The 25,689-nt window shown below is 46.6% G+C and carries 21 protein-coding genes and 2 pseudogenes; 15 read left to right on the top strand and 8 right to left on the bottom strand.

Going from position 1 to position 25,689, the window contains the following annotated elements; genetic code table 11:
- Positions 1–62 precede the first annotated feature (62 nt).
- Positions 63–644 carry a TetR/AcrR family transcriptional regulator gene (locus AM1_RS05460; protein ID WP_012161812.1) on the top strand — a complete coding sequence of 194 codons (582 nt, stop codon included), beginning with the start codon at positions 63–65 and terminating at the stop codon, positions 642–644.
- A gap of 359 nt (positions 645–1,003) precedes the next feature.
- Entirely contained in the window at positions 1,004–1,735 is a 732-nt protein-coding gene (locus AM1_RS05455; protein WP_238549173.1) for a class I SAM-dependent methyltransferase, read from the top strand.
- Between the two features lie 394 nt (positions 1,736–2,129).
- Here AM1_RS05455 and sufR read toward each other — a convergent pair whose 3' ends face one another.
- Positions 2,130–2,777 carry an iron-sulfur cluster biosynthesis transcriptional regulator SufR gene (gene sufR / locus AM1_RS05445; protein ID WP_012161809.1) on the bottom strand — a complete coding sequence of 216 codons (648 nt, stop codon included), beginning with the start codon at positions 2,775–2,777 and terminating at the stop codon, positions 2,130–2,132.
- Positions 2,778–2,972: 195 nt separating this feature from the next.
- Here sufR and sufB point away from each other — a divergent pair, with 195 nt between their 5' ends.
- The 7 genes from sufB (at position 2,973) to AM1_RS05405 (ending at position 11,711) form a co-directional block, all read left to right on the top strand.
- On the top strand, positions 2,973–4,409 hold the full coding sequence (gene sufB / locus AM1_RS05435; protein ID WP_012161807.1) for a Fe-S cluster assembly protein SufB: 1,437 nt from the start codon (positions 2,973–2,975) through the stop codon (positions 4,407–4,409).
- Between the two features lie 51 nt (positions 4,410–4,460).
- Entirely contained in the window at positions 4,461–5,249 is a 789-nt protein-coding gene (gene sufC, locus AM1_RS05430) for a Fe-S cluster assembly ATPase SufC (RefSeq protein WP_010480921.1), read from the top strand.
- On the top strand, positions 5,249–6,553 hold the full coding sequence (gene sufD / locus AM1_RS05425) for a Fe-S cluster assembly protein SufD (RefSeq protein ID WP_012161806.1): 1,305 nt from the start codon (positions 5,249–5,251) through the stop codon (positions 6,551–6,553). Before sufC ends, sufD begins: the two co-directional genes overlap by 1 nt.
- An 18-nt stretch (positions 6,554–6,571) precedes the next feature.
- The gene (locus AM1_RS05420; RefSeq protein WP_012161805.1) at positions 6,572–7,834 is read left to right on the top strand and encodes a SufS family cysteine desulfurase; all 1,263 of its coding nucleotides are present in this window, start codon (positions 6,572–6,574) and stop codon (positions 7,832–7,834) included.
- A gap of 192 nt (positions 7,835–8,026) precedes the next feature.
- Positions 8,027–8,770 carry a radical SAM protein gene (locus AM1_RS05415; RefSeq protein WP_041659214.1) on the top strand — a complete coding sequence of 248 codons (744 nt, stop codon included), beginning with the start codon at positions 8,027–8,029 and terminating at the stop codon, positions 8,768–8,770.
- 15 nt (positions 8,771–8,785) lie between these two features.
- Positions 8,786–9,685 (top strand): hypothetical protein, encoded by a 900-nt coding sequence (locus AM1_RS05410; RefSeq protein ID WP_012161803.1) that lies wholly within the window; start codon positions 8,786–8,788, stop codon positions 9,683–9,685.
- 1,564 nt (positions 9,686–11,249) lie between these two features.
- A complete protein-coding gene (locus tag AM1_RS05405) occupies positions 11,250–11,711 on the top strand; it encodes a hypothetical protein (protein ID WP_238549172.1) in 462 nt (153 codons plus the stop codon).
- Between the two features lie 67 nt (positions 11,712–11,778).
- On the opposite strand, the gene AM1_RS05400 is transcribed toward AM1_RS05405, so the two are convergent.
- Positions 11,779–12,129 (bottom strand): Imm51 family immunity protein, encoded by a 351-nt coding sequence (locus AM1_RS05400; protein WP_041659212.1) that lies wholly within the window; start codon positions 12,127–12,129, stop codon positions 11,779–11,781.
- Positions 12,130–12,246: 117 nt separating this feature from the next.
- Here AM1_RS05400 and AM1_RS05395 point away from each other — a divergent pair, with 117 nt between their 5' ends.
- Positions 12,247–12,666 carry a hypothetical protein gene (locus tag AM1_RS05395; protein ID WP_049783690.1) on the top strand — a complete coding sequence of 140 codons (420 nt, stop codon included), beginning with the start codon at positions 12,247–12,249 and terminating at the stop codon, positions 12,664–12,666.
- A gap of 287 nt (positions 12,667–12,953) precedes the next feature.
- Here the strand turns inward: AM1_RS05395 and AM1_RS05390 are convergent, their stop codons facing one another.
- Positions 12,954–13,268: an SH3 domain-containing protein gene (locus AM1_RS05390; RefSeq protein ID WP_012161798.1), complete on the bottom strand. Its 315-nt coding sequence runs from the start codon at positions 13,266–13,268 to the stop codon at positions 12,954–12,956.
- A gap of 252 nt (positions 13,269–13,520) precedes the next feature.
- On the opposite strand from AM1_RS05390, the gene AM1_RS05385 reads away from it, so the two are divergent.
- Both AM1_RS05385 and AM1_RS05380 read left to right on the top strand, forming a co-directional pair.
- Entirely contained in the window at positions 13,521–14,582 is a 1,062-nt protein-coding gene (locus AM1_RS05385) for a hypothetical protein (RefSeq protein ID WP_012161797.1), read from the top strand.
- Positions 14,583–15,163: 581 nt separating this feature from the next.
- Positions 15,164–15,988 carry a phytanoyl-CoA dioxygenase family protein gene (locus tag AM1_RS05380; protein ID WP_148215676.1) on the top strand — a complete coding sequence of 275 codons (825 nt, stop codon included), beginning with the start codon at positions 15,164–15,166 and terminating at the stop codon, positions 15,986–15,988.
- A 206-nt stretch (positions 15,989–16,194) separates the two neighbouring features.
- On the opposite strand, the gene AM1_RS05375 is transcribed toward AM1_RS05380, so the two are convergent.
- From AM1_RS05375 to AM1_RS05365, 3 genes are all read right to left on the bottom strand, one after another.
- Positions 16,195–16,605 carry a hypothetical protein gene (locus AM1_RS05375; RefSeq protein ID WP_012161795.1) on the bottom strand — a complete coding sequence of 137 codons (411 nt, stop codon included), beginning with the start codon at positions 16,603–16,605 and terminating at the stop codon, positions 16,195–16,197.
- Positions 16,606–16,799: 194 nt separating this feature from the next.
- On the bottom strand, positions 16,800–17,207 hold the full coding sequence (locus AM1_RS05370; RefSeq protein WP_041659210.1) for a DoxX family protein: 408 nt from the start codon (positions 17,205–17,207) through the stop codon (positions 16,800–16,802).
- Between the two features lie 136 nt (positions 17,208–17,343).
- Positions 17,344–18,618 (bottom strand): NAD(P)/FAD-dependent oxidoreductase, encoded by a 1,275-nt coding sequence (locus AM1_RS05365; protein ID WP_041659208.1) that lies wholly within the window; start codon positions 18,616–18,618, stop codon positions 17,344–17,346.
- 256 nt (positions 18,619–18,874) lie between these two features.
- Between AM1_RS05365 and AM1_RS05360 the strand changes: the two genes are divergently transcribed.
- Together AM1_RS05360 and AM1_RS05355 are read left to right on the top strand one after the other, a co-directional pair.
- Positions 18,875–19,489 carry a sigma-70 family RNA polymerase sigma factor gene (locus AM1_RS05360; protein ID WP_012161791.1) on the top strand — a complete coding sequence of 205 codons (615 nt, stop codon included), beginning with the start codon at positions 18,875–18,877 and terminating at the stop codon, positions 19,487–19,489.
- 4 nt (positions 19,490–19,493) lie between these two features.
- On the top strand, positions 19,494–20,414 hold the full coding sequence (locus tag AM1_RS05355; RefSeq protein WP_012161790.1) for a hypothetical protein: 921 nt from the start codon (positions 19,494–19,496) through the stop codon (positions 20,412–20,414).
- Positions 20,415–20,472: 58 nt separating this feature from the next.
- Here AM1_RS05355 and AM1_RS39670 read toward each other — a convergent pair.
- Positions 20,473–24,081, bottom strand: a pseudogene (locus AM1_RS39670) (NACHT domain-containing protein); the annotation flags it as partial.
- Between the two features lie 83 nt (positions 24,082–24,164).
- Between AM1_RS39670 and AM1_RS05345 the strand changes: the two are divergent.
- Positions 24,165–25,220, top strand: coding sequence for an IS630-like element ISAcma14 family transposase (locus AM1_RS05345; RefSeq protein WP_041659134.1), 1,056 nt, complete (start codon positions 24,165–24,167; stop codon positions 25,218–25,220).
- Between the two features lie 5 nt (positions 25,221–25,225).
- Here the strand turns inward: AM1_RS05345 and AM1_RS05340 are convergent.
- Positions 25,226–25,435: pseudogene (locus AM1_RS05340) on the bottom strand (hypothetical protein); the annotation flags it as partial.
- Between the last annotated feature and the right edge of the window lie 254 nt (positions 25,436–25,689).

Below are 25,689 nucleotides of genomic sequence, written 5' to 3'. Positions count from 1 at the left end.
CACAAACGCTGTTCTTTGAACCAAATGATAAGCTGAAGCCGACTACACTTTCCTACTCATCTATGTCCGTGTCAAAAACACCTCGGAAACCTGTTCGTGAACGTATTCTAGAGACTGCTTGCGAACTGTTTTACCGTGAGGGTATTCAGAATGTTGGCATCGACCGGATTATTGCTGAATCTGGTGTGGCGAAAATGTCTCTCTACAACCATTTCAAGTCCAAAGATGCCTTAATCGAAGCATTTCTGCGTCAGCGAGATCAGCAATGGCGAGAATGGTTTGTCACTCGCGTTGAAGAACGCAGTGATGACCCCAAACAGCGACTTTTGAGCTTGTTTGATGTTTTGCAAGAATGGTTTGAAAACCCTAATTTCCGGGGCTGTGCTTTTATTAATGCCACAGTTGAACTAGCCAATCCCCATCATCCTGGTTGCCAAGCGGCTTTAGACCATCAACTCGCGGTCTATCAATATATTTTTGATTTAGTGAAGGCAGAAGGCCTGGAACCCGCCGAATCTTTTGCTCGGCAGCTGTTGTTGCTCGTCCAAGGTGCCATCGTGATTGCCATGATGCAAGATCGTCCCCAAGCAGCCGCTGAAGCTAAAAGTGCAGCGACTCTATTGCTGAATAGTGATGGGAGCTAATTGATATTTCAAGTCATCCGTCAAGGTGATTCATGAGTTAGTGGTAAAGAAGCAAGATTTGTATTTATTGATAAGACTAGAAAAAATCAGCCTAGAATTTAGTGAATTAATGAATAGCTAAAGAGTGATTGTTTTTCAATATTAATTTTTTAAGGCAGTAAAATAAATTCAAATCAATAATGTGATTTGTATTGCATTGTTAATCCCTCAGATGTTGCAAAAAATACGAATAAATAGTCAGTGATGGCATAGAATAGTCGAGAAAATTTTCGCCATAAGTATCTGCAGTGTTCTTAAAATCTATTATGTGAGGCTCCCGAAACATTAGGTGTAAAACCCACATGTAGACCAATTTAGAGATGCTGCTTATGCCTGTGCAAGGGTATGACATGTTCTATAAAACATTCGTGGATAATAAAAACGAAATCTCGGTAGCGAATAAGCTGCGTCGCCAAAGATTCCGGATTTTCTTGGATATGATTGAGGGACTGGATCGCCCCATTCAAATCCTTGATATAGGTGGTAGGCCAGGATTTTGGGAAATGATGTTCTCTGAGTTCGATATCAAGGATGATCTGTTTATCACTTTAGTTAATATTGAGAAACACAATATTTCATCAACCAATATTCAATCAGTAACGGGTGATGCTAGGGACTTATCTCAGTTTGCTGACCAACAATCCGATATTGTTTTCTCCAATTCCACCATCGAACATGTTGGAGATTATGATGATCAACACCGTATGGCACAGGAAGTTAAGCGCTTAGGAAAGCGATACTTTATTCAAACTCCCAATAAATTCTTCCCGATTGAACCTCATTTTGCTTTTCCACTATTTCAATTTCTGCCAGTTTCAATGCGAGCATGGCTTGCCCATAATTTTGCGATGGGTTGGCGCACAAATCCCATTGAGGACTATCAAGCTGCAGTAGATGAAGTAAGTAGTATTCGTCTATTGTCTCAGAATGAATTTCAACACCTTTTCCCTGAGTCTAATATCTACCAAGAGAAGTATCTGGGGTTAAATAAGTCGTTTGTTGCTTATACCCAGACCGCTAACTATAGGGCTACAAATCTGGTTAATGTTTAGCTGTGTTTTTCCCAGGATCGTTTTTCTGGAAAAATGAGTTGATCATGCCGATCTGTAGGTCTGTCTCTATGGATAGGGAGGTTAGCCGATAGACAGTCTTACGGTTGCAGGAATTTTATGACTGCAATTTTCAGTAATGACTCATTGAGAAGGGATTGTGTATTTTGAAACCATGTATTCTTCACGTAAATATAAACGCCTTGAAGAGTTACTTGCTTGAAGATCAACGCAGGCATAATTCGGTTGTATGACTGCCCAAACCCAGAAGCGCGTGGATCGTCAAATATTACAATGGACCTTCTCTGCACGGGCATTACCCTTCTTCGCGGTTGAAGGCATTAGTAATTTAATAGGTGTGAAAACAAATTTTAGGTGCAATAAGGGCAAGCTTGCACTAATCCGCCTCAATCAAGTATCCACAACGATGCTCGCCATTGACGAGCCAGTGGGTGCGTTCCACCTGGCAATCTTTCAGGGCAATGGCAAACATTTCCAGCTCATTGTCACACACGCTTGGAAAGGTCTCAGCCACCTGGGAAATGGCGCAATTATATTCCGTGAGGATAAACCGCGTCGCCTTCATGGGGTCGGCATCTTCAGGAATCGGGTAGTACTCAGCCATATATCCTTCGGCTTCTCGCAGTTTGACCAGTTTGGCCACCCGCTCTGCCAAAGTACCGGGACCTAATTTTTGTTGATATTCCAGAGCTTTACGCTCCCACTGTTTGCGGAGAATTACCCGCATTTGGTCCTTGCCAACGGTTTCTGAGAGGGTATCGAGTAAATCGATCGCAAAGGTATCGTGGTGATCTGGGAAGCGATCGCGCCCCGCTCGACTCAACTGATACATATGTTGGGGGCGTCCAGTCCCGGCATGGACGCTCTCAAATAGGATGAGTCCTTCTGATTCTAAGTCCTTAAGATGGCGGCGGATGGCTTGAGGTGTTACCTGTAATTGCTCTGCTAGCTCGTGGGTATTGGCTTGACCCTGCTTGAGCAAATGCTGAAGGATATCTTGTTTTGTGGAAGAGGTGGTGTTCACAATTGAGATGTCCAAGCAGCAATCAACATTGGTTTTTGAAGGGCCAATCCCAAGAAGCGGTTTAACCTATTACAACAATTTCTCTCGACTTTGACAACATAAATGTTGCTAAAGTACTCTATGATGGTGTTGAACAACAAAGTTGTTGTTTTATGATTATACACGCGCGCCACTTGCTCTGAGAGAACACCCCCCATGACCGCAACCGTTGAAAATCTGGTTAATCAACCCTACAAATACGGCTTTGTCACGGATATTGAAGTTGAAACCATTCCTAAGGGACTGAGCGAAGACGTGATTCGCTTGATCTCGGCCAAAAAGGAAGAACCCGCTTTTATGCTGGAGTTTCGGCTGAAGGCCTATCGGCAGTGGCTCAAGATGAAGGAGCCCACTTGGCCCCATGTTGACTATCCGGCCATCGATTATCAAGACATCACCTACTACTCCGCTCCTAAAGAGCAAGAGAAGAAAAAGAGTTTGGATGATGTGGATCCGGCGCTGCTCGAAACCTTCGATAAACTTGGCATTCCTCTGTCGGAGCAGAAGCGCCTCAGCAATGTGGCTGTGGATGCGGTGTTTGATAGCGTTTCGGTTGCAACCACCTTTAAAGAGCAGCTAGCCAAAGAAGGCGTGATCTTCTGCTCCATTTCTGAAGCCCTCAAGGACTTTCCCGAGCTAGTGGAGAAGTACCTGGGAAGCGTGGTGCCCATCAACGACAATTTTTTCTCGGCCCTCAACTCGGCAGTATTTAGTGATGGCTCCTTCGTCTATATTCCTAAGGGGGTTAAATGCCCCATGGAACTGTCCACCTATTTCCGGATTAATACCGAAGGGGCGGGACAGTTTGAACGCACTCTGATTATTGCTGAAGAAGGCAGCCAGGTCAGCTATCTAGAAGGTTGTACTGCCCCCATGTTCGATACCAATCAGCTCCACGCGGCGGTGGTGGAACTGGTGGCTTTAGATGACGCCGATATCAAATATTCCACAGTCCAGAACTGGTATGCAGGCGACGAGAACGGCAAAGGCGGTATCTATAACTTTGTGACCAAACGGGGCCTATGCGCGGGTAAGAACTCCAAGATTTCCTGGACCCAGGTAGAGACGGGGTCAGCGATTACCTGGAAGTATCCCAGCTGCGTGTTGGTGGGCGATAACTCCGTGGGAGAGTTTTACTCCGTGGCCTTGACCAACAATAAACAGCAGGCGGACACGGGCACCAAGATGATCCATGTGGGCAAAAACACCCGCAGCACGATTATTTCCAAGGGCATTTCCGCAGGCCGCTCTCAAAATAGCTATCGCGGCTTGGTACGAATGGGGCCGAAGGCCGATGGCTCTCGCAATTACTCCCAGTGTGATTCCATGCTGATTGGCAGTGATGCCGAGGCCAATACCTTCCCCTATATCCAGGTGCAAAATAACCAAACGAAAGTGGAGCATGAAGCCTCCACCTCCAAGATTGGCGAAGACCAGCTCTTCTACTTTGCCCAGCGGGGGATTTCCGTAGAAGATGCGGTGTCGATGATGATTAGCGGCTTCTGTCAGGATGTGTTTAATCAACTGCCGATGGAATTTGCCGTGGAAGCCGATCGGCTTTTAAGCCTGAAGTTAGAAGGAAGTGTGGGATAAGGTTTCTCACCAAAGCAGTACTAGACGTTAGACGCAGTTAGAGGTTCAGGCGTGATTATTGACAATAGCGACGTGATTCTGTCGGTCCGTAATTTGACGGCCGATGTGGATGGAACCCCGATTCTGAAGGGGTTAAATCTAGAAATTAAGGCGGGAGAAATCCATGCCATTATGGGGCCGAATGGATCGGGAAAAAGTACCTTTTCTAAGGTATTGGCCGGACACCCTGCCTATACGGTTACTGGCGGCGAGGTCATTTATAAGGGGCAGAACCTACTGGAACTAGAACCAGAAGAACGGTCCCGCTCCGGTGTGTTTCTGGCCTTTCAATATCCCTTAGAAATTCCTGGAGTGAGTAATCTCGACTTCCTGCGGGTGTCCTTTAATTCCAAGCGCCAGCATGAAGGTTTAGAAGAGCTAGACGCCTTTGATTTTGATGATTTGGTGCGGGAACGCTTAGACGTAGTCAAAATGGACCCGGCCTTCCTCGATCGCAGTGTGAATGAAGGCTTTTCTGGTGGTGAAAAGAAGCGCAACGAAATCTTGCAGATGGCCCTTCTTGAACCGACTTTAGCCATTCTGGATGAAACGGATTCAGGTCTAGATATTGATGCCCTCAAGATTGTCGCCAATGGGGTGAATCAGCTGGCTAAGCCGGAAAATGCCACCCTGATGATTACCCACTATCAGCGCTTGCTGGACTATATCGTCCCTGACTTTGTGCATGTGATGGCCGAGGGCAAAATCTTGACCACGGGCGGCAAGGAACTGGCCCAAGAGCTGGAAGCCAAAGGCTATGACTGGGTGAAAGCAGAAGATGTGGCTGAGGTGGCAGTCTAATGACCGTAGAAGTAAACCCCGAAGCCGTCGCGCCTAGCTCCTCAGCAGCCCAGGATCGGCAAGCCTATTTGACCCATCTTCTCGCCCAGCGGCCCAATCCGCAGGGGCTGGAAAAAGTACGAGAGGGTGCCCTCAGCATTGTGCAAGAGCGGGGTCTGCCCAGTAACCGGGATGAGGACTGGCGATTTACAGATCTGTCGGGTCTGTACAAAACCGCTTTTACTGCTCCTACTGCTGCGTCGCTATCCCTAGAGGAGATTGACGCCTTTATCTTGGCAGAGGCCCCAGTCCGACTGGTATTTGTAAATGGCTGGTTTGCTCCTGATTTATCTACGATCGATCACTTGCCTGCTGGGTTAAGCGTCAGTACCCTAGCGGATGCAGGCAACCTACCTGAGCTAGGACAGCAGCCAGGACTGTCAGAAGTCTTTACGGCTCTCAATACCGCTAGCTTTGCCGATGTTGCCGTCTTACGCATTGCCAAAAATCAGGTCATTGAAGCCCCCATCCATCTGTTGTATTTGACCACAGGGGATACACCGATAATCACCTCGCCTCGGGGGCTGGTGATAGCTGAAGCTAATAGTGCGGCCACCTTAATAGAAGAATATGCAGCGGTCAACGCAGCGTCCTACTTTACGAACTCGGTGATGGAAGTGAGCTTGGGGCAAAATGCTCAGCTTCACCACCACCGAATTCAGCGAGAGGCGAAGACGGCCTTTCATATCGGTACGACATCAGTATCTCAGGATCGCGATAGTCGCTATGCTCTGACGAGTTTGAGCCTGGGGGGACAGATGTCTCGCCATAACCCCGTGGTGGTGCCTACAGCAGAGCAGACGGATACCACTCTCAATGGATTGACCCTAGCGGTGGATCAGCAGGTGGCCGACACCCATTCTGATCTATCCTTCACAGGTCCCCACTGTACAGCTCAGCAGTTGCATAAGTGCATCGTTGATAACCGTGCTCGCGCGGTGTTTAATGGCCGAGTGTTTGTGCCTAAATTGGCTCAGCAGACCAATGCCAGCCAGCTGAGCCGCAATTTGCTGCTGTCGTCCAAGGCGCGGGTGGACACCAAACCGCAACTAGAAATTATTGCCGATGACGTTAAGTGCGCCCACGGGGCCACAGTGAGTCAGCTGGACGATGAAGAAGTCTTTTATTTACAAAGCCGGGGGTTAGACCGCAATAGCGCTTGCGATTTGCTGGTCGAGGGGTTTGCGGCGGAAATTATTGATCAATTGCCCATTGCTGAACAGCGCCAGACTTTGCTGAACGCTGTGTTGTCCCAAATACGTTAGATTCGTGATTCTGCACCTATGATTGCCATCCAAGAAAAGTCTCTAGCCCTTCAGGTTCGTCCTGACTTTCCCATTTTGCATCAGCAGATTCAGGAGAGTCCCTTGGTCTATTTGGATAGTGCGGCGACGTCTCAGAAACCGACCTCTGTCTTGGCGGCACTGCAGGATTATTACGAGCAGGATAATGCCAATGTCCACCGAGGCGTCCATACCCTCAGTGGTCGGGCCACGGATGCCTATGAAGGGGCACGGGATAAGGTGGCTGCCTTTGTCAATGCGGCGTCTCGGCAGGAGATTGTCTATACCCGCAATGCCAGTGAAGGGATTAACCTGGTGGCTTATAGCTGGGGAATGAATAATCTCAAGGCTGGGGATGAAGTCATCCTGACGGTGATGGAGCATCACAGTAATTTGATTCCCTGGCAGTGGGTGGCTCAGAAAACTGGAGCGGTGCTCAAGTTTGTGGAGCTGGATGAGAATCAAGCCTTTGATTTAGAGCAGTTTAAAACCCTGATCAATGACCGCACCAAACTAGTGGGGGTGGTGCATGTCTCCAATACCTTGGGCTGTATTAATCCTGTGGAAGAGATTGTTGTGATCGCACACCAATACGATGCCAAAGTGCTGATCGACGCCTGCCAAAGCGTCCCCCATATGCCCATCGATGTCCAGAAGATAGACTGCGATTGGCTGGTGGCCTCTGGCCATAAAATGTGTGCTCCCACCGGCATTGGCTTCCTCTACGGCAAACTGGATTTGCTCCGCAGTATGCCTCCGTTCTTGGGTGGCGGTGAAATGATTGCAGATGTATTCCTAGACCATGCCACCTATGCAGATTTACCCCATAAATTTGAGGCAGGCACCCCTGCCATTGGTGAGGCAGTGGGCCTAGGGGCTGCGGTTGATTACTTGACCCAAATTGGTATGGACAAGATTCATGCCTATGAAGCGGAGTTAACGGCTTACCTGTTTAAGCGGCTGCGGGAGATTCCTGAGGTGCAGATTTATGGTCCTCAGCCCCATGCGGATGGCACGGGTCGAGCGGCATTGGCTTCCTTTACCGCAGGGGATGTGCATCCCCATGATCTCTCCACGATTTTGGATCAAGCAGGTGTAGCCATTCGGGCCGGACATCACTGTACTCAGCCTTTGCATCGGCATCTGAAGGTGTCGTCTACGGCCAGAGCAAGTCTCTATTTTTACAATACTCGCGAAGAAATAGATGCGTTTATCAACTCACTTAAAGAAGCCGTAGAATTTTTCAGCAGTATCTTTGGATAAGCGCCAGTGAGCTGTAGCTCCTATGGTTGCTTCCGTCCAAATTCAGCAAATCAATCTTCCTCCGGGTCGGTGAGTTTTGCTGAATAGGATTAGCTGGGTGGATGTTGAAACAATTTTGCCAGAATAAGCTTTCCGTAAGTGAATGGCAGATTTTGTTAGGATTGATGCCTGAAGAGACGTTACCGTCGATTGATGAGTGTTGAAAGGCTTTCTATTGAACTGACTAATCAGTGTAGTAAGCAATGTCATTTTTGTTATAACAGCAGCCATCCCATCGGCAATACGACTTGGACCGCAGATGAGCTGATCACCTTTGTTACGGATTGTGCGCAGGCAGGAACTCAAGCTGTTTCCTTTGGAGGTGGAGAGCCGTTAGAGTACCCAGCCTTATTTGAGGTTTTGCAACGTTTGCAGGGTATGGTATTCCGCTCCATCACCAGTAATGGATTGCATTTATGGGGTAGTACCCTGAGGCGACTAGTATCTGTTCATCCTGATAAAGTTCACCTATCCATCCATTTCCCAGAACAGTTGTGGGAAGTGAATCGAGTCATGGCACAAGTAAAGCAATTGGAATCACTGGGGATTCGTAGTGGAATTAACTTATTGGTCTCAGCATCAAAATTAACTGCAGCGGGTCAAGTTGCTCAGACACTAAGGGAATCGGGAATTGCGAACGATCGCATTGTCTACTTGCCGATGCGGGGAAAAGATACACCAACGCCACAACAAGTTGCTGAGGTGGCAGGAAAAGAACCTTTTCAATCCATGACGTGTCTGACCAATTGCCAAAAAAGCGAGCGTTTCTGTGCAGTCACCTGGGATAAAAAGGTCGCTTGGTGTTCCTATACCTCTGCCCAACAACCGTTAGAATCCTTAACAGCCAAAGCCTTGGATAAAGCGCTTGAGGATTTACCGTTGATTTTTTGTAGTTAGGTTGGAGAACACCCCATGACCGATTTCCCGGCAGCTCATAGCATGGACACCACTTGGTTTGCAGCAGATGCCAACGGCAATATCGGTGTATTTGATTCAAATGAGGGAGGTGCTGTTCCCGAATCAAATAGCTTCTTTCGGGTGAATGCTATTGAGAAAGGTTTAGATTATGCGGAACTATATGATATTCATTCTTTTTTCTGGGAATGGTCAAAAGAAAATGATGATCGGGTCATTAATTTCAAGATTCCTTCTGCTCAGATTCTTGCATGGCTAGGCATTGATTTGTCTGACGGGAACAACAGTAACCCCATCCAATCCCCAAACTCTAAACGTCTTCCGTCTGCAGTATCGTTGCAGCGGATAAATGTGCAGGACGTTTTACACCCTAGCTCTTCCAAGTCATGGGATTACGTTGATCTATGTTGGTTATTGGCTATTGCGGGTAATGAAGCTGAAGTTTTCAAAATCTTGAAAAACCACTGCTTGAGAAATTCAGACTATCACAGCGACTATATCGTGCGGTTCGCTGGGGAACCTGCTCTGATTTTTCTGCCGCACTGCCCAACCACAACCCTTCGCCAACTGTTTAATAAAGGATTTTTACATCATGCTGAACCCTTGAAGGATTACAGTCATAGCTTAGCCATATTGTTAGGTTTATATTCTTATGGGCATGACTATTCAGCCCCTTTGCCCTATGACTGTGATGGTCAGCCTATTCAGCCTTTGAATCTAGATGATTTGCCTGAGAGATTACAAGACGTTGTAACTTGGAATTGGTTTGATCAGCTCCAATTCTCTCAAAGTCCAACCATTCAACCGATTGAGAATATGCGATGTGACACCTGGGGAAGGAGCAAATGGTGGGTGGACACTCAAGGCAATGAACATGAGGAGCATCCTCATCGTTAATAGGGGAGTTTGGTATTGATCTGGATGCTTGGCCAGGGTTGGTGCAGATCAGGGACGATTATGAATCAATTTTTTGCAAAATGGTGACTATATTGAAGTTTTGGAAAGCCCTAATTCTCCAAATTTAAAATTCGTCTCGGATGAGACGTCACCTAGAGAGCAAGCTGTAGAGAAAGTCGATACTTGAAAAAGGTCTCAAACCAGTCAATAGACCAGAAATGACATATATACTTTTACGAAAATTAATATTAATTTTTGTTCAACTTATTCGCGAACCTCTAACCTCAGATTATATGGTTAAGTTGCTCTTGCAAAAAGATAGACAAGTGCAAGTTTTGAAAACTCACTTGTTAAACTCCTATTTACCCTTATCGTTACGGGATTTTAATTATGGCTAATTCAAAAAATAACGCCGCTGTTGACAATGGCTATATGTCTCCTTTTACAACTATTCTAGTTACAGTTGGAAGCTTATTTGTAGTAGGACTAATATTCGCAATTCTTGTTAAAACATCCACAGTTTGTGATGTCGATAGTGTATTTAGTTTAAGAACTTTGTCTTGTCGTTGAGTAACAACAAAAAGTTGTTTAAATAACAACTTACGAATAATTTTTTAAAACTACTAGAGGTGAAAGAGTGTAACTTTTTGGCTGCTCTTATCCTCTAGTTTTTTCTCGTTTATTAGCGACTCACCACTAGTAATTGACATCCTTTTTGCTAGATATTTTTCGGCCTAAGAAAAAAACTTATTGTGAGTTCAAGATACTATTTATATTGATAAGTCTAAAAAAATAGGTATATCTTCTTAGTAGATTTTTAGCCTCAAGCTATTATATTGGCCCCAGTCGGCACTCGCCTTAAAAAGCGTATAGACTTAGCATTATTATTTTAGGCCTAGTTGTCATCTATAGGGGCATAAGTCACTAACAACTAGCTCAGAACAGTCTGCTAATAGTTTTATTCATGACTATGTGACGAGCGATATACTCTTATTTCGGGAAATGGTTGTGCCAAGAAGCGGCCGACGATACGCAAGCACCTGCGCAAAATACCTTTCTACGTATTTGTGTTTCTTTCTAATCTCTACATAAGCTCAGAAAGGCAAAGCTGAAAGGGTGCTAAGGCCTTTGATATCAAAGGATTGGATGGTTTTGCTTTGAGGGAGCGTTCATAAAAAGAGGAATACTGCTGATAATCTTTGAACTCATAACTGCTCTGCAATCTCGAGCTTTTTTGGAGTCACTCAAAGCGATTACGAACTCTCGTAGAGGGCGTGCTATCAAGAGATACTAGTCAAATTATTCCGAGGCTTGCTTTCAGGCGTTATTTATGCCTTTTAGGATATGGATAGAAATGAAGTCTTAAATAAAAATTCTGAGGATTGTTTGATATGTGGTTGATTAAGTTCAGCTTTGTATCAGGTATGTATTATGCCCTTGGAATGATGTATTCAAAAAATAGTGTGTAAATACCAATAATTTCTTGTATTTGTAGAAATGTACGCTTAACCCCTTAGAGTAGATGCTAAATAAAAATGGATTGATTATCGCTCTTTTTATCCTAGTGACGACAATCCTAATGATTGGCTATGGATTTGGCGTAAAAGCTCAATATTTACCCTTCACAGAAGAACTTGGGTTTAATGCTAGTCAACTTCAATTTATACGAGGGTGGTTACTCCTAGCTTGGGTCGCTGGAATTTTGTTGCCCATTCTGCTGCTTATTCAGTCTTGGAAGCAACCTGCCGCACGATTATTCTGGTGCGGTTACTTATTGACGTTGGTGATTCAAATATTCTCTGAAGGTTTGTTGAGTCGGCAGTTGGTCCCCAGTGTTGTGGTGCCTATTGGTTTTTTCTACACAGTTTTTCGGTTGTGGCAGCTAGTGGATGGATTTGGACAGTTAGCATTGTCTTCTTTGCCATTGGTGGCTTTTCGCGTTGTGGTTCTGTTCTGGGCTGCAAACTTAGTCATGTTGTTATTGGTCTCTTGGCCAACGGTCTTTACCGGGTTCAAGTCAAGCTAAGCTTTTACAAAACCTTGTGACTTTAATGGGTTCTTGGCCTCTTTTGGTGAACTCGAAAAAAATTGAATCACTCGATTATTGATTTGTCTGCATTATCTAATGCGGTCTGCATTACGGTTGAGTCTGTTACAGCACTGCGAATGCATTGAGCAACACACTTGAGCGCTTCAAGATTGGAGCTGCGCGCACAGAACATGGAACCTTCTGGGTCGTAGCTGATGTCACCAATAAAATTTGAGTGTGAAGTTCGGATCATTGCCTCAACGATACCGTGCCAGGTACAACCGCCCCCCATGAATCCTGCTGCCTCTAGGGTTGCCTTCGTAGAGCTGAAATCATCGAACATAACACCGTACCGTGGGTCTCCCAGGTCTTCACCGTAGTCGATATATCGACACGGACTCCATTCGTCAATCATTGAGAACTCCAGTAATTTGTCAGTTAACTAATTATTAGGTCTCATTATGCAAAACAAAGCCAAACTAAGAGGATTATAAGGCTCTAAAGTCTACAAATTCAAAAAATTTGGCATCAATTGTCCAATTTTTTTAGTTCACCAAAAGCGGACAAGACCCTTTTTTTTATACTCTTTGCTGTAATCATTGCGCCTATCCAGATTGCTTATCATAGGTCTAGCTTGGGAAGAAAAGTAGGTAGTAATCTTCATCTCAAGCGTGAAGATCAGAATTTCAAGAGAGCAATTGCTCTTATTGAGTTACACAAACTAAGGTTTAACGAATATCCTGAAAATTTAGAGGAACAAAGGTTTCAGGAATTTATAGGTGAGTGGGATAAAGCCGTTCATAAAGCAGTTACATATTCCAGGGTAGAGTCTGGCTATGAACTGAATCTGAACTCACAAGAAACTCTTCAACTAGAATACCCAGAAGCATTTTGGAATGGTTTAGGTCTGGTTAAGACAAACGTTGGAGGTTTTCAGAGTTCATCACTATAGAGTGACTGTACATTCGTACTGCATAACTATACTTTGTCATTTCTGGCTCACCAAAAGCGGCCAAGACCCCTTTAATGCTTCCAAGAAGGGTTTCTGAAATGGTTATTGGAAGAAGATTTGGAGACATGATCATCACCCACAACGGCTGGAGAGAGTTTTAGAGTTTGTCAAAGAAAATGCGATAGTTAGAGACCATCGCATTGTTCAATCTTCAGTATTTGGTAGTTGATGGATGTGAAGCAGCTTTTTAATTCATCCATATAGATAGTTGGGTGTTACTAGTCTCCCTAGAAGTCATCGAATCCAATCGGATCCTGAACATTCACTAAATCGCCTCGGACCCAACCGCGGGCACCGGATGTAAACTCAACGTAATACCAGTGGTAGCCATCGTCACTATAGGTTGCATCAATGACTTGAACGCGATCGCCCACGATACCGTAGTGAGGAGAAGAGGCAGAAGTGCTAGGGGAGGACCGAACATTGATTCGACCACCAGGTTGTCCCACTAAATAGGCAGGAGCTGCAAAGACGGGGGCGGCGGCCATCAGAGACATAAAGGAAATTGAGAGTACTGAAAGGGCTCGGTGGGTTAGCTTCATGCTTTTCTCCTGGTTCGGTGCGGTTGCTATGGCTATAGTCCTCAATTTCAGCCTTTGGCACCGTGATCAACCCCTCAGTGGCCTTGTGATGTTCAGCACGGTATAGAGTGATTGAGAGAACGGCTGTTGAGTAAAAAGCTTGATCCTTGAGGCGTTAATCTCTGACGTTTAGACTCAAAATCACTTTTTAGTCATATTGGTCAAAAAACTTGTCTATCTTGAGTTAAGAGACTCTTCACCTATCCCTATCCGATGAAAAAATCTTGGCACCCCATTTTTCCCATTTCACTCTGGATTCTGGTGGGAGGTGGGTGGTTGAGTGGTTGCTCTTTATTGGCTCCAAAGGTCTATAAGCCAACTTCACCTCAGATTGAACAGCTGGCGATCGATACCATGATGACCCAAAAGGCTCAGCAGCTGTTTTATCAGCAAGAGCCAAGAATTGAGCCTAAGAAAACATTCCATAAGCTGTGCCGGAAGGCTAGTCATAATACAGAGAAGACTATTCTACTGGGATGTTTTATTAGTGATGGTTATGAAGGTTCTATCATTATCCAGTCTGTCACCGATCCTCGGCTGGATGGAATGATGGAAATGGTGGCAGCCCATGAGATGCTCCATGCGGCCTATCAGCAGCTGAGTAACGAGGAGCGATCGCAACTGGCATCCAAGTTGAAACGTGCTGCTAAACGGGTGAAAGATGAGCATTTATTGGCGGTGCTCAAAGAGTATGAGTCGGGTGATCAAGACCTGTATGTCAATGAGCTGCATTCCCACTTAGGAACGAGCTTAGGGGATTTGGGAGACCCAGAATTAGAAGAGTATTATCGGCAGTACTTTCGAGATCGCAAACAGGTCGTGGCTTTTTCAGACCGTTCTCGCAGGGTCTTAGCCAAAATTGAGTCCCAAGTTGATCAGTTAGAGCCTGAGTTGAATAGTCTTGAGATCAACCTGAAAGCCGAGAAGGATTATATTCAGCGAGCAGAAGATGATTTAAAGACGTATTATCGGGATTTAGAGCGGATGAAAACCAATCTGACCCGTTTAAAGCAACAGGCGGAAGCCTCTCTAAGTCGGGGTGATGATAGCTTGGTCAATGACTTTGAGCAGGCCCGATCTCGGTTTAACAGTGAGGTTGGGGAGTTTAACGGGCAAATTCAGCAATTGCAGGATCGGATTCAGCAGTTCAATCAACAATATGATGCCTACTCTCAAAAAGTGAATTTCTATAATGAACTAGCCGCCACCAATCGGTCCATTCTCAGCTCCATTAAGCTGGCCCCATCGGAAAAAGTAAAGCCAGTTGCTCCCTAATTTTCTGATTGTTCAAGGGACAATCTAATTGTGATTTAACTGGATATGGAGCACCAGTAGGTTCAATCTATCAGCGCCCCTAAAAGTACTGATAGATTGTTTGGCATTGGTCTTTATAACAGGACACACATATAAAACCTTTGTTGGTTAGAATCTCTATCGCGCTAGACGAGTGTGAACAAAGTCTCATCACCATAGTTGGTATAAGCCTCGCTTACGGACCTCTTGGTTCTGGTCGTTCTAAATCAGGTTACGCTATTACAGCTAGGTCTTGCGAACTCTATTCCTTACAACGTATCCCTAGTAGGGATTTATAGCCTTGTGATCACTTTTTGTACGAAACACTACCAATATTTCCTGTATTCTAAGCCACATAAAAATGAAACTAAAAATAATAGTGTTTTACTAATGTCTGATAGAGGTCCTGACTTTGTTCCTTAACACCCTTAAAACGGTAAGTAATTCTTTATTTCTTAATGAGAACATACATCAAGAACATATATTTCAGAACCTTTAAGGCTTTAAAATATGGGACTAGAGACCCTTTCTGGCTTCTGATGTACGTCTTTAGTCGTTTTTTTGTGGTCCGACAAGTATTCAAAAAACTTTCTCCAAAACCAGATTTAGTGAAGTTCAAGTTTCAGGATTCTATATTTGCAGAACTTGATATTGAGGAAGCCGTTAATAGCTTAAATAAAGATGGTTATTTTGGAGGTCTTCAACTCCCTATAGAAATATTAAATGAGCTTTTAGTATTTGGAAAATCAGCTTTAACATACGGCAATGGAAATCTTAAAAATGGCTTCATTTATGCAGACAAGAAAAAAGCAGAGAAAATGGTAGGTCAATACTTTTCTTTTGGCTCATTTTTTAATTTAGACGAAGACTTACCCCTTGTTAGGAAGTTAGGTTCTGACCCAAAGCTAATGATAATCGCAGCGAAATATTTTGAGTCAGAACCAGTTCACTGTAGTACCCGTATGTGGTGGAATTTTGCAACAGAGCATGACAATTTTGATGTCGTCAATACATCTTCATTCTACCATTATGATAAGGATGATTTTAGTTGCTTACGGGTCTTCTTCTATCTAACAGATGTAGATTCTCAGAGTGGACCCCATGTTTGCATACTAGGGAGCCATCGGGAGAAAAATCTAGCTCAGATACTATCCCTTAAAGAACGTTCAGATCAAGAGATGAGTGATATTTATGGAGAAAAAAGATTTTTGACTGTTATGGGGATTGCAGGTTCAGGCTTTATTGAAGATCCATTCTGTTTCCATAAGGGAACCCGCCCCAAAGATAAAGATCGATTGATACTTACCCTGTGTTTTGCAGCATCACGTTATAAAGTTCTTAACTCTAGAGCAAATCGGCGTTTTCTAAAGAAATTGGTAATATCCTAGAGCAGTTGATTCCTTACTAAACTACAGCAGCCTGCAGATAGAACCTCCAGTTTTTTCTGGAGGGGGATATCAAAGCATGGCGACAGGCGAAGTTCCCCGTAGAGAAAGGGCCAGGGGCTCAGCTTTAGCGGGGGACTGATCAGGGATATGATGATTGGGGTCCCAACCGTCGGTTCATTATCTGAAAAGCTACAGGGCGGCGATCTTTAGGGATAGTTGACTAGGATTTTTGATAGTTCTCGATTCGCTTGTTTTAACTTGAGTCCAGCGGATGCAATACTGGCTTTGGATCGATCTAAAGCGATGTAGAGAAAGTAGCCTTCCACTTTCAACAGCTTCATAATATGCCACTGGCGAGTCAGACTAATCAAAATATCGTCAATTTTGTCATCAAACTCTAGCGCCGCTGCAGCGCGCTGTTTTGCCCTAATCACCTCTGAATTATGGGTGACCGCGATTTCAATCTTAGACGTTGGGAAATCAGGCTTATTGAGACCATCTTTAAATAAGCATTGACCTGTTTTCCAATTGCCAATGCCAGCAGCTAGCGCACCGTTGACGGTTAAAACTTGTTGCAAGCAATCACTAATTTGTTGGGATTCGTCAACCGTGACCATACGATTCTATTTCTGTTTAAGTAAAGGATTATCTGGGCCTATCATTACGTTAGTGTACCCAAAATTGAGTGCCATTCTATTGTTTGCTCGAGAGTTGTGATCATGGATACCGTTATGAGCAGCAGATAATATTGCTTTAGTGTCGATGATGCCGAGGACTTAAAAGTAACTGACTGCAGTAGAGAAGAAGGACCCTAGCGCTTTTTCAAAGCAAATGCTCCTGGACCAAAAGCAGCGGATACGGCGCAGGCTGCCAAAATCATTAAATCTCGTTCTAGACCGGCGATAAAAGCGCCTTCGCTAATGGCTTTGGGGAATTGAACCGTTGCGATCGCACCGGCCATAATCGCCACCAATACCCAGTTAGCCCAGAAGTTTTGAAAGCCAATCAGGATAAGGATGCTGGCAATCACTTCAACAATGCCTGTAATCGGTCCCAAAAATCCGGGTAAGCCAAAGCTGACAAATTTCTCGCTGGCCATGGCCCAATTAATGGCTTTGGGAAAACCGTGATAGAGAAAAATTGCCACAACCACGAGGCGCAAGAGCAATAAAGAAAATGCCTGCATGGAAAGATTGGAATTTGTAGATGTTGTAGTCATGATTGTCCTCGAATTGATAAAGAGCAAAAAACTAGGATGACGTTCAGTTTGTAAGGCTAAAAACAGTAGAAACGCTGGTCTGGAAATCGGCAGGACGGCTCGACGTAGAGCACAATGTCGATTCTCCTGGAACTCATTACACCTTGAATTGGGCGGGAGATTTGGACGGAGAATGCTTCAACAATTGCCGCGCTAATTTATCTCGGGAGCCAAAGGATTGCAGCCAGGTGACCAAAATCATCAAACGATTGCGATAGCCAGGGGAATAGACCCAATGGACTGCCAGCCAAAGAAACCACCCCAGAAAACCTCGAAGGGGAAAGGGGCCAATCTTGCCTACCCCAGAAAAGCAGCCAATAATGGCCAGTCGACCTTTATTGAAATACCGAAAGGGCTGGGGAGTGAGCCCCTTAAGCTGACGACGCAAATTGCGAGCCGTACAAACTCCTTGCTGTAAGGCTTCGGGAGCAACGCCAGCTAAGGTTTGATCGGGAACTTGAGCGGCATCTCCCAGGGCATAGACCTCTGGGTACTGCTGCAGCTGTAGGCTGGAGAGAACAGGGATTTTATCTCGATGACCTTGGGGTAATGCCGTTTCCGTGGGAGGGTGGGCAGCTTTGACCCCAGCGGTCCAAATGGTCGTCGCACAGGGAATCCGGGTACCGCTATCCAGTTCTAGATGAGTGGCATGAACTGATGCGACTTTAGTCTCTACCTGAATGTTTACACCTAAAATAGCCAGCTTTTTATAGGTGTAAGTTCGCAAGGGATGGGGAAATTCGGGTAGGAGTTCCGAGCCTGACTGCACCAAAATTAGCTGCACCGGATCATCCCGGAGCCAGGGATAGTCCTTGGGCCAGGATTGGTGACACAACTCCACCAAAGCCCCCGCCATTTCCACCCCCGTCGCCCCACCGCCGACGATGGCGATGGTTAAGAGCTGCCTGCGCTCGTCTGGATCTTTGGTTTGGGCGGCTTGCTCGATGCACTGCAAAAGATGATGCTTGAGTGCGATCGCATCCTCCAGAGTTCTGAGGGGCAACGCATGTTCCTTGGCTCCGGGCACGCCTTGCAGATGAGTCTGACTCCCCGTGCCCAACACCAGATAGTCGTACTGCAACGTAATGTGTGCGGTTTGCACTCGCCGCGCCGTTAAGTCAACGGTTTCAACGTTGCCTTGGACAAACTGAACATTTTTATATCGACGCAGCAGTTTATGAATCGGCAATGCAATCCACTCGGGTTCCAAGGTGGCCGTTGCCACCTGATAGAGCAGCGGTACAAAGGTGTGGTAATTATTGCGATCGATTAAGGTGACCCGAGCTGCTGCGCCCCCCAGGGAAACGGCCGTTTGTAAGCCACCAAAACCAGCGCCAATAATCACAATATGGGGAGGAGTGGAAGCAATCATCGGTAACCTTAAGCGTTATCACTCACTGTAAGGTTATGGCTTGCAGACATCTGGATCGATTTGATTGAGTTGCCATGATACTCTGACTCCTAGAAATAAAGTGATGTTCGGGGGCAATTTTGTCCCCTTTTTTTGTGCTTATTTTCAATACGAGCGAGAGGAGCCATTGGATGTGGTTCAAAAAGATGGGGCGATACCCACATCTGATCGCAGACCTGACTCGTATATAGAATAAGTGCAATGATGCTGCGGGCAGATGCTTTTGAAAGTTCCCCAACCCAATCCATCCTCAGAGGAGAACCGCCCCGTTCCCTCTTCTCAATATGCTGATATCGCTGACCTGGTTGCAGCGATTAAGCGACAGGAGTTAGACGCCCTTGAATATTTGTTTGACCAGTATTCCAGTTTGGTTTATACCCTGGCTTATAAAATTTTGGGCAATTCCTCTGAAGCGGAAGACTTGATGCAAGAGATCTTTCTAGGGGTGTGGGAACGCTGTACTTACAATCCCAGTCGGGGCAGCTTATCGAGCTTTTTGGCGACAGTGACTCGGTCCAGGGCCATCGATCGACTGCGAATGAAGGGAAATCGGCGTCGTATTTTGTCCCAGTGGCAGCAAAGTTTGTCCCCTAATCCTTCTCCGACGCCCTTGGACCATGCCAGTCAGTCCGAGAAACGCCAAGCCCTCCAGCAGGCTTTAACAGAACTGCCGGAAGAGTATCGTCAAGTTTTGGAACTCAGTTATTTCGGGGGATATAGTCAATCTCAAATTGCCGAGCAATTGAACAAGCCCTTGGGCACGGTCAAAACCTGGGCAAGGAAAGGATTGATCCAACTTCGCCAGTCGCTACGAACGCAAATGGAGCTTTAATCTTATGGTCGATCCAACCCCCCATCACCGATTTGAAGAACTTGCGGCGGGCTATGTGCTGGGCAACCTCGACTCTGAAGAGATGGCTGAGTTTCAGCAGTTAGCGGTAGAACACCCTTCTCTATGGGATGAAGTGGCAGGGCTGCAAGAGACTCTGGATTTATTGCCCTTTGCCCTGGCCGAATCCCAACCTCAACCCTCCGCTCGGGAACGGATGATGCAGACGGCTCAGACCCAATCCGCTGAGCCTTTCAAAGCGAGTCCAAATTCACAACGCCCTTGGGCCAAAATCTTTGGTGGTATTGCAGTCGTTACAACGGTGGCTCTAGGGTTGCAAACGGTCCACTTCCAGCAACAATTGGCTCAAGTTCGCCAGGAATTGGCTGAACAAAAAAGTCTGATGGCTACACTGCCCTCGACGATGCCCCAGACTACGCCCAGGAATGTGGTGATTACCACGACGGACACGTTTGTTAACCGGAACTGGCAAGGGGTAGAACAGATTCTGGTGGATCATCACAAGTCGCTCAAAAAAGGGCCGAAAGCGGTGGACATCCCCAGTAATCAGCCGATGGAGCTAGCTGCCTTACTCAGGGCGCAGGCCCCGATGCCCTCAGCGATGCCCATTCTTTCCCAGATGAGTTCTAAGTTATTGGGGGGCAGTGTTTGCACGTTTGGTAAGGCCAAGGGAGTCCGGATCATGTACGATACGGAGCACCATGGCAAGGTCTCTTTTTACCAAATTGCTCGTTCTCAACGGCCAGAACTGCCTCAATTCACGCCAGAGAAGCTCTATCTGGCAATCCAAGATGGACCGGGTGGAGTGTTTTGGAGTGATGGTGAGTTTCACTATGCGATCGTGTCTGATTTGTCGGCAGATGAATTAAAGGAACTGACTTCCGCCGTTGAGATTGTGGAGAGCTAGGGGCAAGTAGAATGACTTGCTAGCTGAAGTATATGCATTGGCAAAGGTGCAGAGACTCCTAATCGTTACAGTAGGCACCCATTGCTTTCAAGGCCATCTCTTGGGCTGCTGTTAAACCCAGGGCACCACTAAAGTCCAGGCCACCACATAAACCCGTTTGAACGACCGCTAAACATTTACCCGTATCGACCTCCCAGAGTCGGAGGGTTTTGTCATCACTGCCACTGACAATCCGCTGGCCATCGGGGCTAAAGGCCACCGACCTGACAGAATTCGTATGGCCTGTCCAGGGTTGGCCAATGGGGTTCCCCTGTGCATCCCAGAGTCGGAGGGTGTTGTCAGAACTGCCACTGACAATCCGCTGGCCATCGGGGCTAAAGGCCACCGACCAGACATAATTCGTATGGCCTGTCCAGGGTTGGCCGATGGGGTTGCCCTGTGCATCCCAGAGTCGGAGGGTTTTGTCATCACTGCCACTGACAATCCGCTGGCCATCGGGGCTAAAGGCCACCGACCAGACATAATTCGTATGGCCTGTCCAGGGTTGGCCGATGGGGTTGCCCTGTGCATCCCAGAGTCGGAGGGTGTTGTCATAACTGCCACTGACAATCCGCTGGCCATCGGGGCTAAAGGCCACCGACCTGACATAATTCGTATGGCCTGTCCAGGGTTGGCCGATGAGGTTGCCCTGTGCATCCCAGAGTCGGAGGGTGTTGTCATAACTGCCACTGACAATCCGCTGGCCATCGGGGCTAAAGGCCACCGACAAGACATAATTCGTATGGCCTGTCCAGGGTTGGCCGATGGGGTTGCCCTGTGCATCCCAGAGTCGGAGGGTGTTGTCATAACTGCCACTGACAATCCGCTGGCCATCGGGGCTAAAGGCCACCGACCAGACATAATTCGTATGGCCTGTCCAGGGTTGGCCGATGGGGTTGCCCTGTGCATCCCAGAGTCGGAGGGTGTTGTCATAACTGCCACTGACAATCCGCTGGCCATCGGGGCTAAAGGCCACCGACAAGACATAATTCGTATGGCCTGTCCAGGGTTGGCCGATGGGGTTGCCCTGTGCATCCCAGAGTCGGAGGGTGTTGTCATAACTGCCACTGACAATCCGCTGGCCATCGGGGCTAAAGGCCACCGACCGAATAGCACCAGAATGTTCTTGTCGGATCCATAACACGCGCCCGGTACTGGCGTCCCACATCTGCAGTCTGCCGTTATCCTCCCCAATGGCCCAACGCTGGCCATCGGGACTAACAGCAATGGTATAAATGACCGCTAGAACTTTATTGAAACGGGCTTCTGCCAAGCTAGCTCTGGCCAAATTCACCTGTAGTAAGCTGACATTGGCAAAATTAACCCCTTGCAAATGGGTATCACTCAAATCATGGGTTTCCAAAGCCCAAGGATTTTTATCAACCAGAAGCTGCGTTAGGTTCCCACCCCAATACCCTGCCTGTTCCTGAGTTTGTCCCCGAGTTGCTTGAATTTGAGGAAGTAACCGTTCCACCATTAGGGCCGAATCGAGCATCGGAACGGCCAAATCCAAAATTGCCTTAGCCAGTGGGGCAGGCACCAGTAGCGGCTGGAGACTCTCCCGATCTCCTGACCTAAACCGAAGTAGAGGAGCAATCTTTTGGATGGCACCCTGCTTATCCACTTGCCGCTGGCAATAATCCCACCAGCCATATTCCTGCCCAGGCAACGCTTGATCGATATGGGTTTGCTCCCTTGCCACCTCCAGAAAATCAGGAGCCAAAACCCCCAACAAAGCCACCAGCTTATAGGCCACAAAAAACTCTAGCAGTGACCGATGGGCAGGGCTATAATTTCCCTCCGCATCCCGAATTAGCATCGACTGCCCCATCATGTCGTAGTGCCAATGATCCAGATCCGTTTGCTCCTGCACCACCGGACCAAACAGCTTCCGAATCCGCTCTGGGAAAAGCTTGTAGTTTAGCCGCATCTGATCCGACAAAATCATTTCCCAAGACAGCTCACACAGAAAATAAAGCTTGTCTGCCAAGGAGGTAAAGGTCCGTTCTGCCTTAATATCCTGCTCCATCTTCCGCCGCACGGCATACAGATACACCCGCGCTAAATCAATCGGCTTACCCGCAGTAATTTCCGGCAGTGCATCCAAAATCAGTTCCGTCATCACTGGGCGACGAGCCAAATCCATAAGCTGGGGATAGCCCATAATTTGCTGCACGGATTTCTCATCTGCCCGAAAGGACAGCACTTGCTGAATTTGCTTCTCATCAAACTTTTCCAGCTCCAGCACTTCAAACTGAGGCGGTTCCCCTGTCAAGGCAGCGGTTGAAGCCTTTAACTCAGCACCCAATAAATACCGCCCTTCCTTGGCTTCCGGGAAATGTTCTGTCCGACAGGTCAGAATAGCCTTAGACCCTGGCACTACTACCTTGGCCAGTTCCCAAAAGTTATTGATCATCTGTTGCCGATCGACCCGCGCTGCCATCTCATCAAAGCCATCAAAGATCAGCAACAGCTTCCCCATTCGATTCAACTGCTCAAAAGCCGAATAGCCCGGAATCGGAATCTCATGCTTGCGAAAGAAAAACTCTGAAAACAGTGACTCCACGCTTACCGCTTTGGCATAATCTCGCAGCGGAATCACTAAAGGTAATCGCGGTCGCTCAGTTCCTCGTTGCTGTGCTTCGCGATAGTCTTGTAAAGCCTTCCAGGCATAGTGCAGTGTAAACCAAGTCTTTCCCGTCCCAAACTCTCCCAATACAGAAATATGTTCCTTGGCAGGGTCATCCAGCCACACATCCACATAGCCATCAATCCAACCATTCGCTTCGCCATATCGACTTAACGCAATTCGTTGTTGGGTTTGAGGACTAAATTCCTCCTTTGTACAGGCCAGGGGCACATATTGCTCATCAATCTGCCGACGCTGAATCTCCGACTCCAACCAAGTCAAATAGCCACTAAAATCCGCATCCTGATCCAGCAATTCATCAAAGGTGTAGCACTCCAAATGCTCATTCTCAGTTTGCGCCACCTCTTCCCTGGCTGCCTCGCTCATGCGACGACTACTGACCAGCCACCCTTCATCGGCACGTTGGCTTTCAACCGACTGTGCTAAAGCCTTAATATCTGCAACCCCCCCTTCGCCATCTACCCCCCTCACCAGCACCCGATTAAATCGCCGCCGACTCACTCGATAGGTAATAATCCACTCAAAATAGTCTGTTTCCCAAGCCTCATAAGACTCAAACTCATAGTCCAGCGTCTCAAACCACCCCCGCATTTGCTGAGCCAACCCATAGGCTCGACAACTCTCTTGGGGGGATGAGTCACTGCCCGGCAGCATAAGTCCATCTTGAGAAACCAAGCGAGCCATCTCTGCCCGCATCGCTTCCACAGTAGGTAGCCGATTAAGTCTTTCTTGCACCCGATCTAAGCCATCTCGAAGACTGGAAATATTCTGATCTCGTCTGACATCTGCAGGCGTTCTAGTCTGATTTGCCACCTTCAAAAAAATTGTAGTGAAATTGGCAAATTCAAGTTGGTAATCAATTCCCTCTGATTCAAAGTCACTCTCTAATTCATGGACTTGAATATTTTTTTCTCCTTCAGCCAGCAAGATCAAAGGATCTTTGTTCTCAAAAGACTTCCGAAAACTTTGGCGAATTTTATACTGCGGACGACTTGTGACTTAACATTGTGGTAGAGAGATTTGGCACACTGGGAGTATCCCCGCACCTATCCTCCACTCCCATGATTAAAATTGATTTCACCGCAGAGGAAATCCAACAACTCAATTACGAACGCTATCATCACCCTCACCCACGGGTGCAGCGACGGATGGAAGTGCTCTACTTGAAGAGTCAAGGTCTTTCCCATACCCAGATCTGCCAGCTTTGTCAGATTAGTCGCCCCACTTTAGCCAAAACTCTTCGTCAGTATCAACAAGGAGGGATTGAAGGGCTGAAGACCCTTGAATATAAAGGTCAACCGAGTCTACTCAACGCTCATAGCGATAGTGTGAGAGCTTACTTTGAGCAACATCCTCCCCGCACCAGTGCAGAAGCTCAAGCGGTCATTGAGCAATTAACAGGCATCAAACGCAGTCCCACCCAAATCAAAGCCTTCCTCAAACGCATCGGTTGTCGTTATCGAAAAGTGGGGTATGTGCCGGGAAAGTCGAGTCTGCCCGAGAAAATTGAGGAGCAAGAGCAGTTTCGACACACTCGCCTTGAACCCTTATTAGAGGAAGCTCAACGCCAAGAGCGTCTTGTCTTTTTTGTGGATGCTGCTCACTTTGTTCACCGTGCTTATCTAGGGTTTGTCTGGTGCATCACTCGGATCTTCATCCCTTCTCCTTCTGGTCGCCAACGTTTCAATGTCCTGGGCGCGCTCGACGCTATCACCAAAGACCTAGTCAGCGTTACCAACCACACCTATATCAATTCTCACAGTATGTGCCTGTTACTGGCCAAGCTGGCGCTACTTGACCCAGTCATACCCATCAGCGTGATTTTAGACAATGCGCGATACCAGAAATGTCAGCTTGTAACGGACTTTGCCGAGATCGTCGATATTGAGCTGGTCTATCTGCCCTCCTATTCACGCCATTTGAATTTGATTGAGCGACTCTGGCGTTTTGTACGCAAGGAATGTCTCTATTCAAAGTATTATGCTGATTTTCCCGCCTTCAAAGGGGCCATTCAACAGTGCATCGACCAGTGTAATGGAGAGCATAAGGCGAAACTCACCACCTTACTATCACTCAAGTTTCAGTCTTTTAAGAAAGTTAATATCTTAGCCGCCTAGAGTATATCTTGACGCAATAGCTCCAACATCGGCTTAGGTTTGCCCACACCATATTCCACCAGAGCGTAGGCATACACACTACTAAATTCTTCAGGAGGGTGTTCAGGATCTAGGTTGAATTGCTTGAGCAGCTTAATCACTGCCTCAGTGCGTTGCAGCTTGTTGACTGCTATGGGCGCTGCAACCTTTGCAATTGCTCCAACAAGGGGACCTATTTCGATCGGCACAAATTCACTCCCAGAATATAGCTCAGGCCGTAATCTGCCTAGCTATCATTATGCAAGCAATTTTTTGCCAACACCTTCAGTGCTTATTTTTGTTTAACGATGCAGAAACAAATCAAGGAATAAACGGTCATACAATAAATACACCAAAGGCATAAGTTTTTGGTATTTATCTAACCATAATCAAGTGTTAAACATTTTTTCACAGACATGATAGAAATTGGAACTTAACAATAAGAACAACA

The organism is Acaryochloris marina MBIC11017, assembly GCF_000018105.1.
In the GTDB taxonomy this organism is placed as follows: Bacteria; Cyanobacteriota; Cyanobacteriia; order Thermosynechococcales; family Thermosynechococcaceae; genus Acaryochloris; species Acaryochloris marina.
Note: the sequence above shows the minus strand (reverse complement) of the source record. Positions and strands in the feature narration are given on the sequence as shown.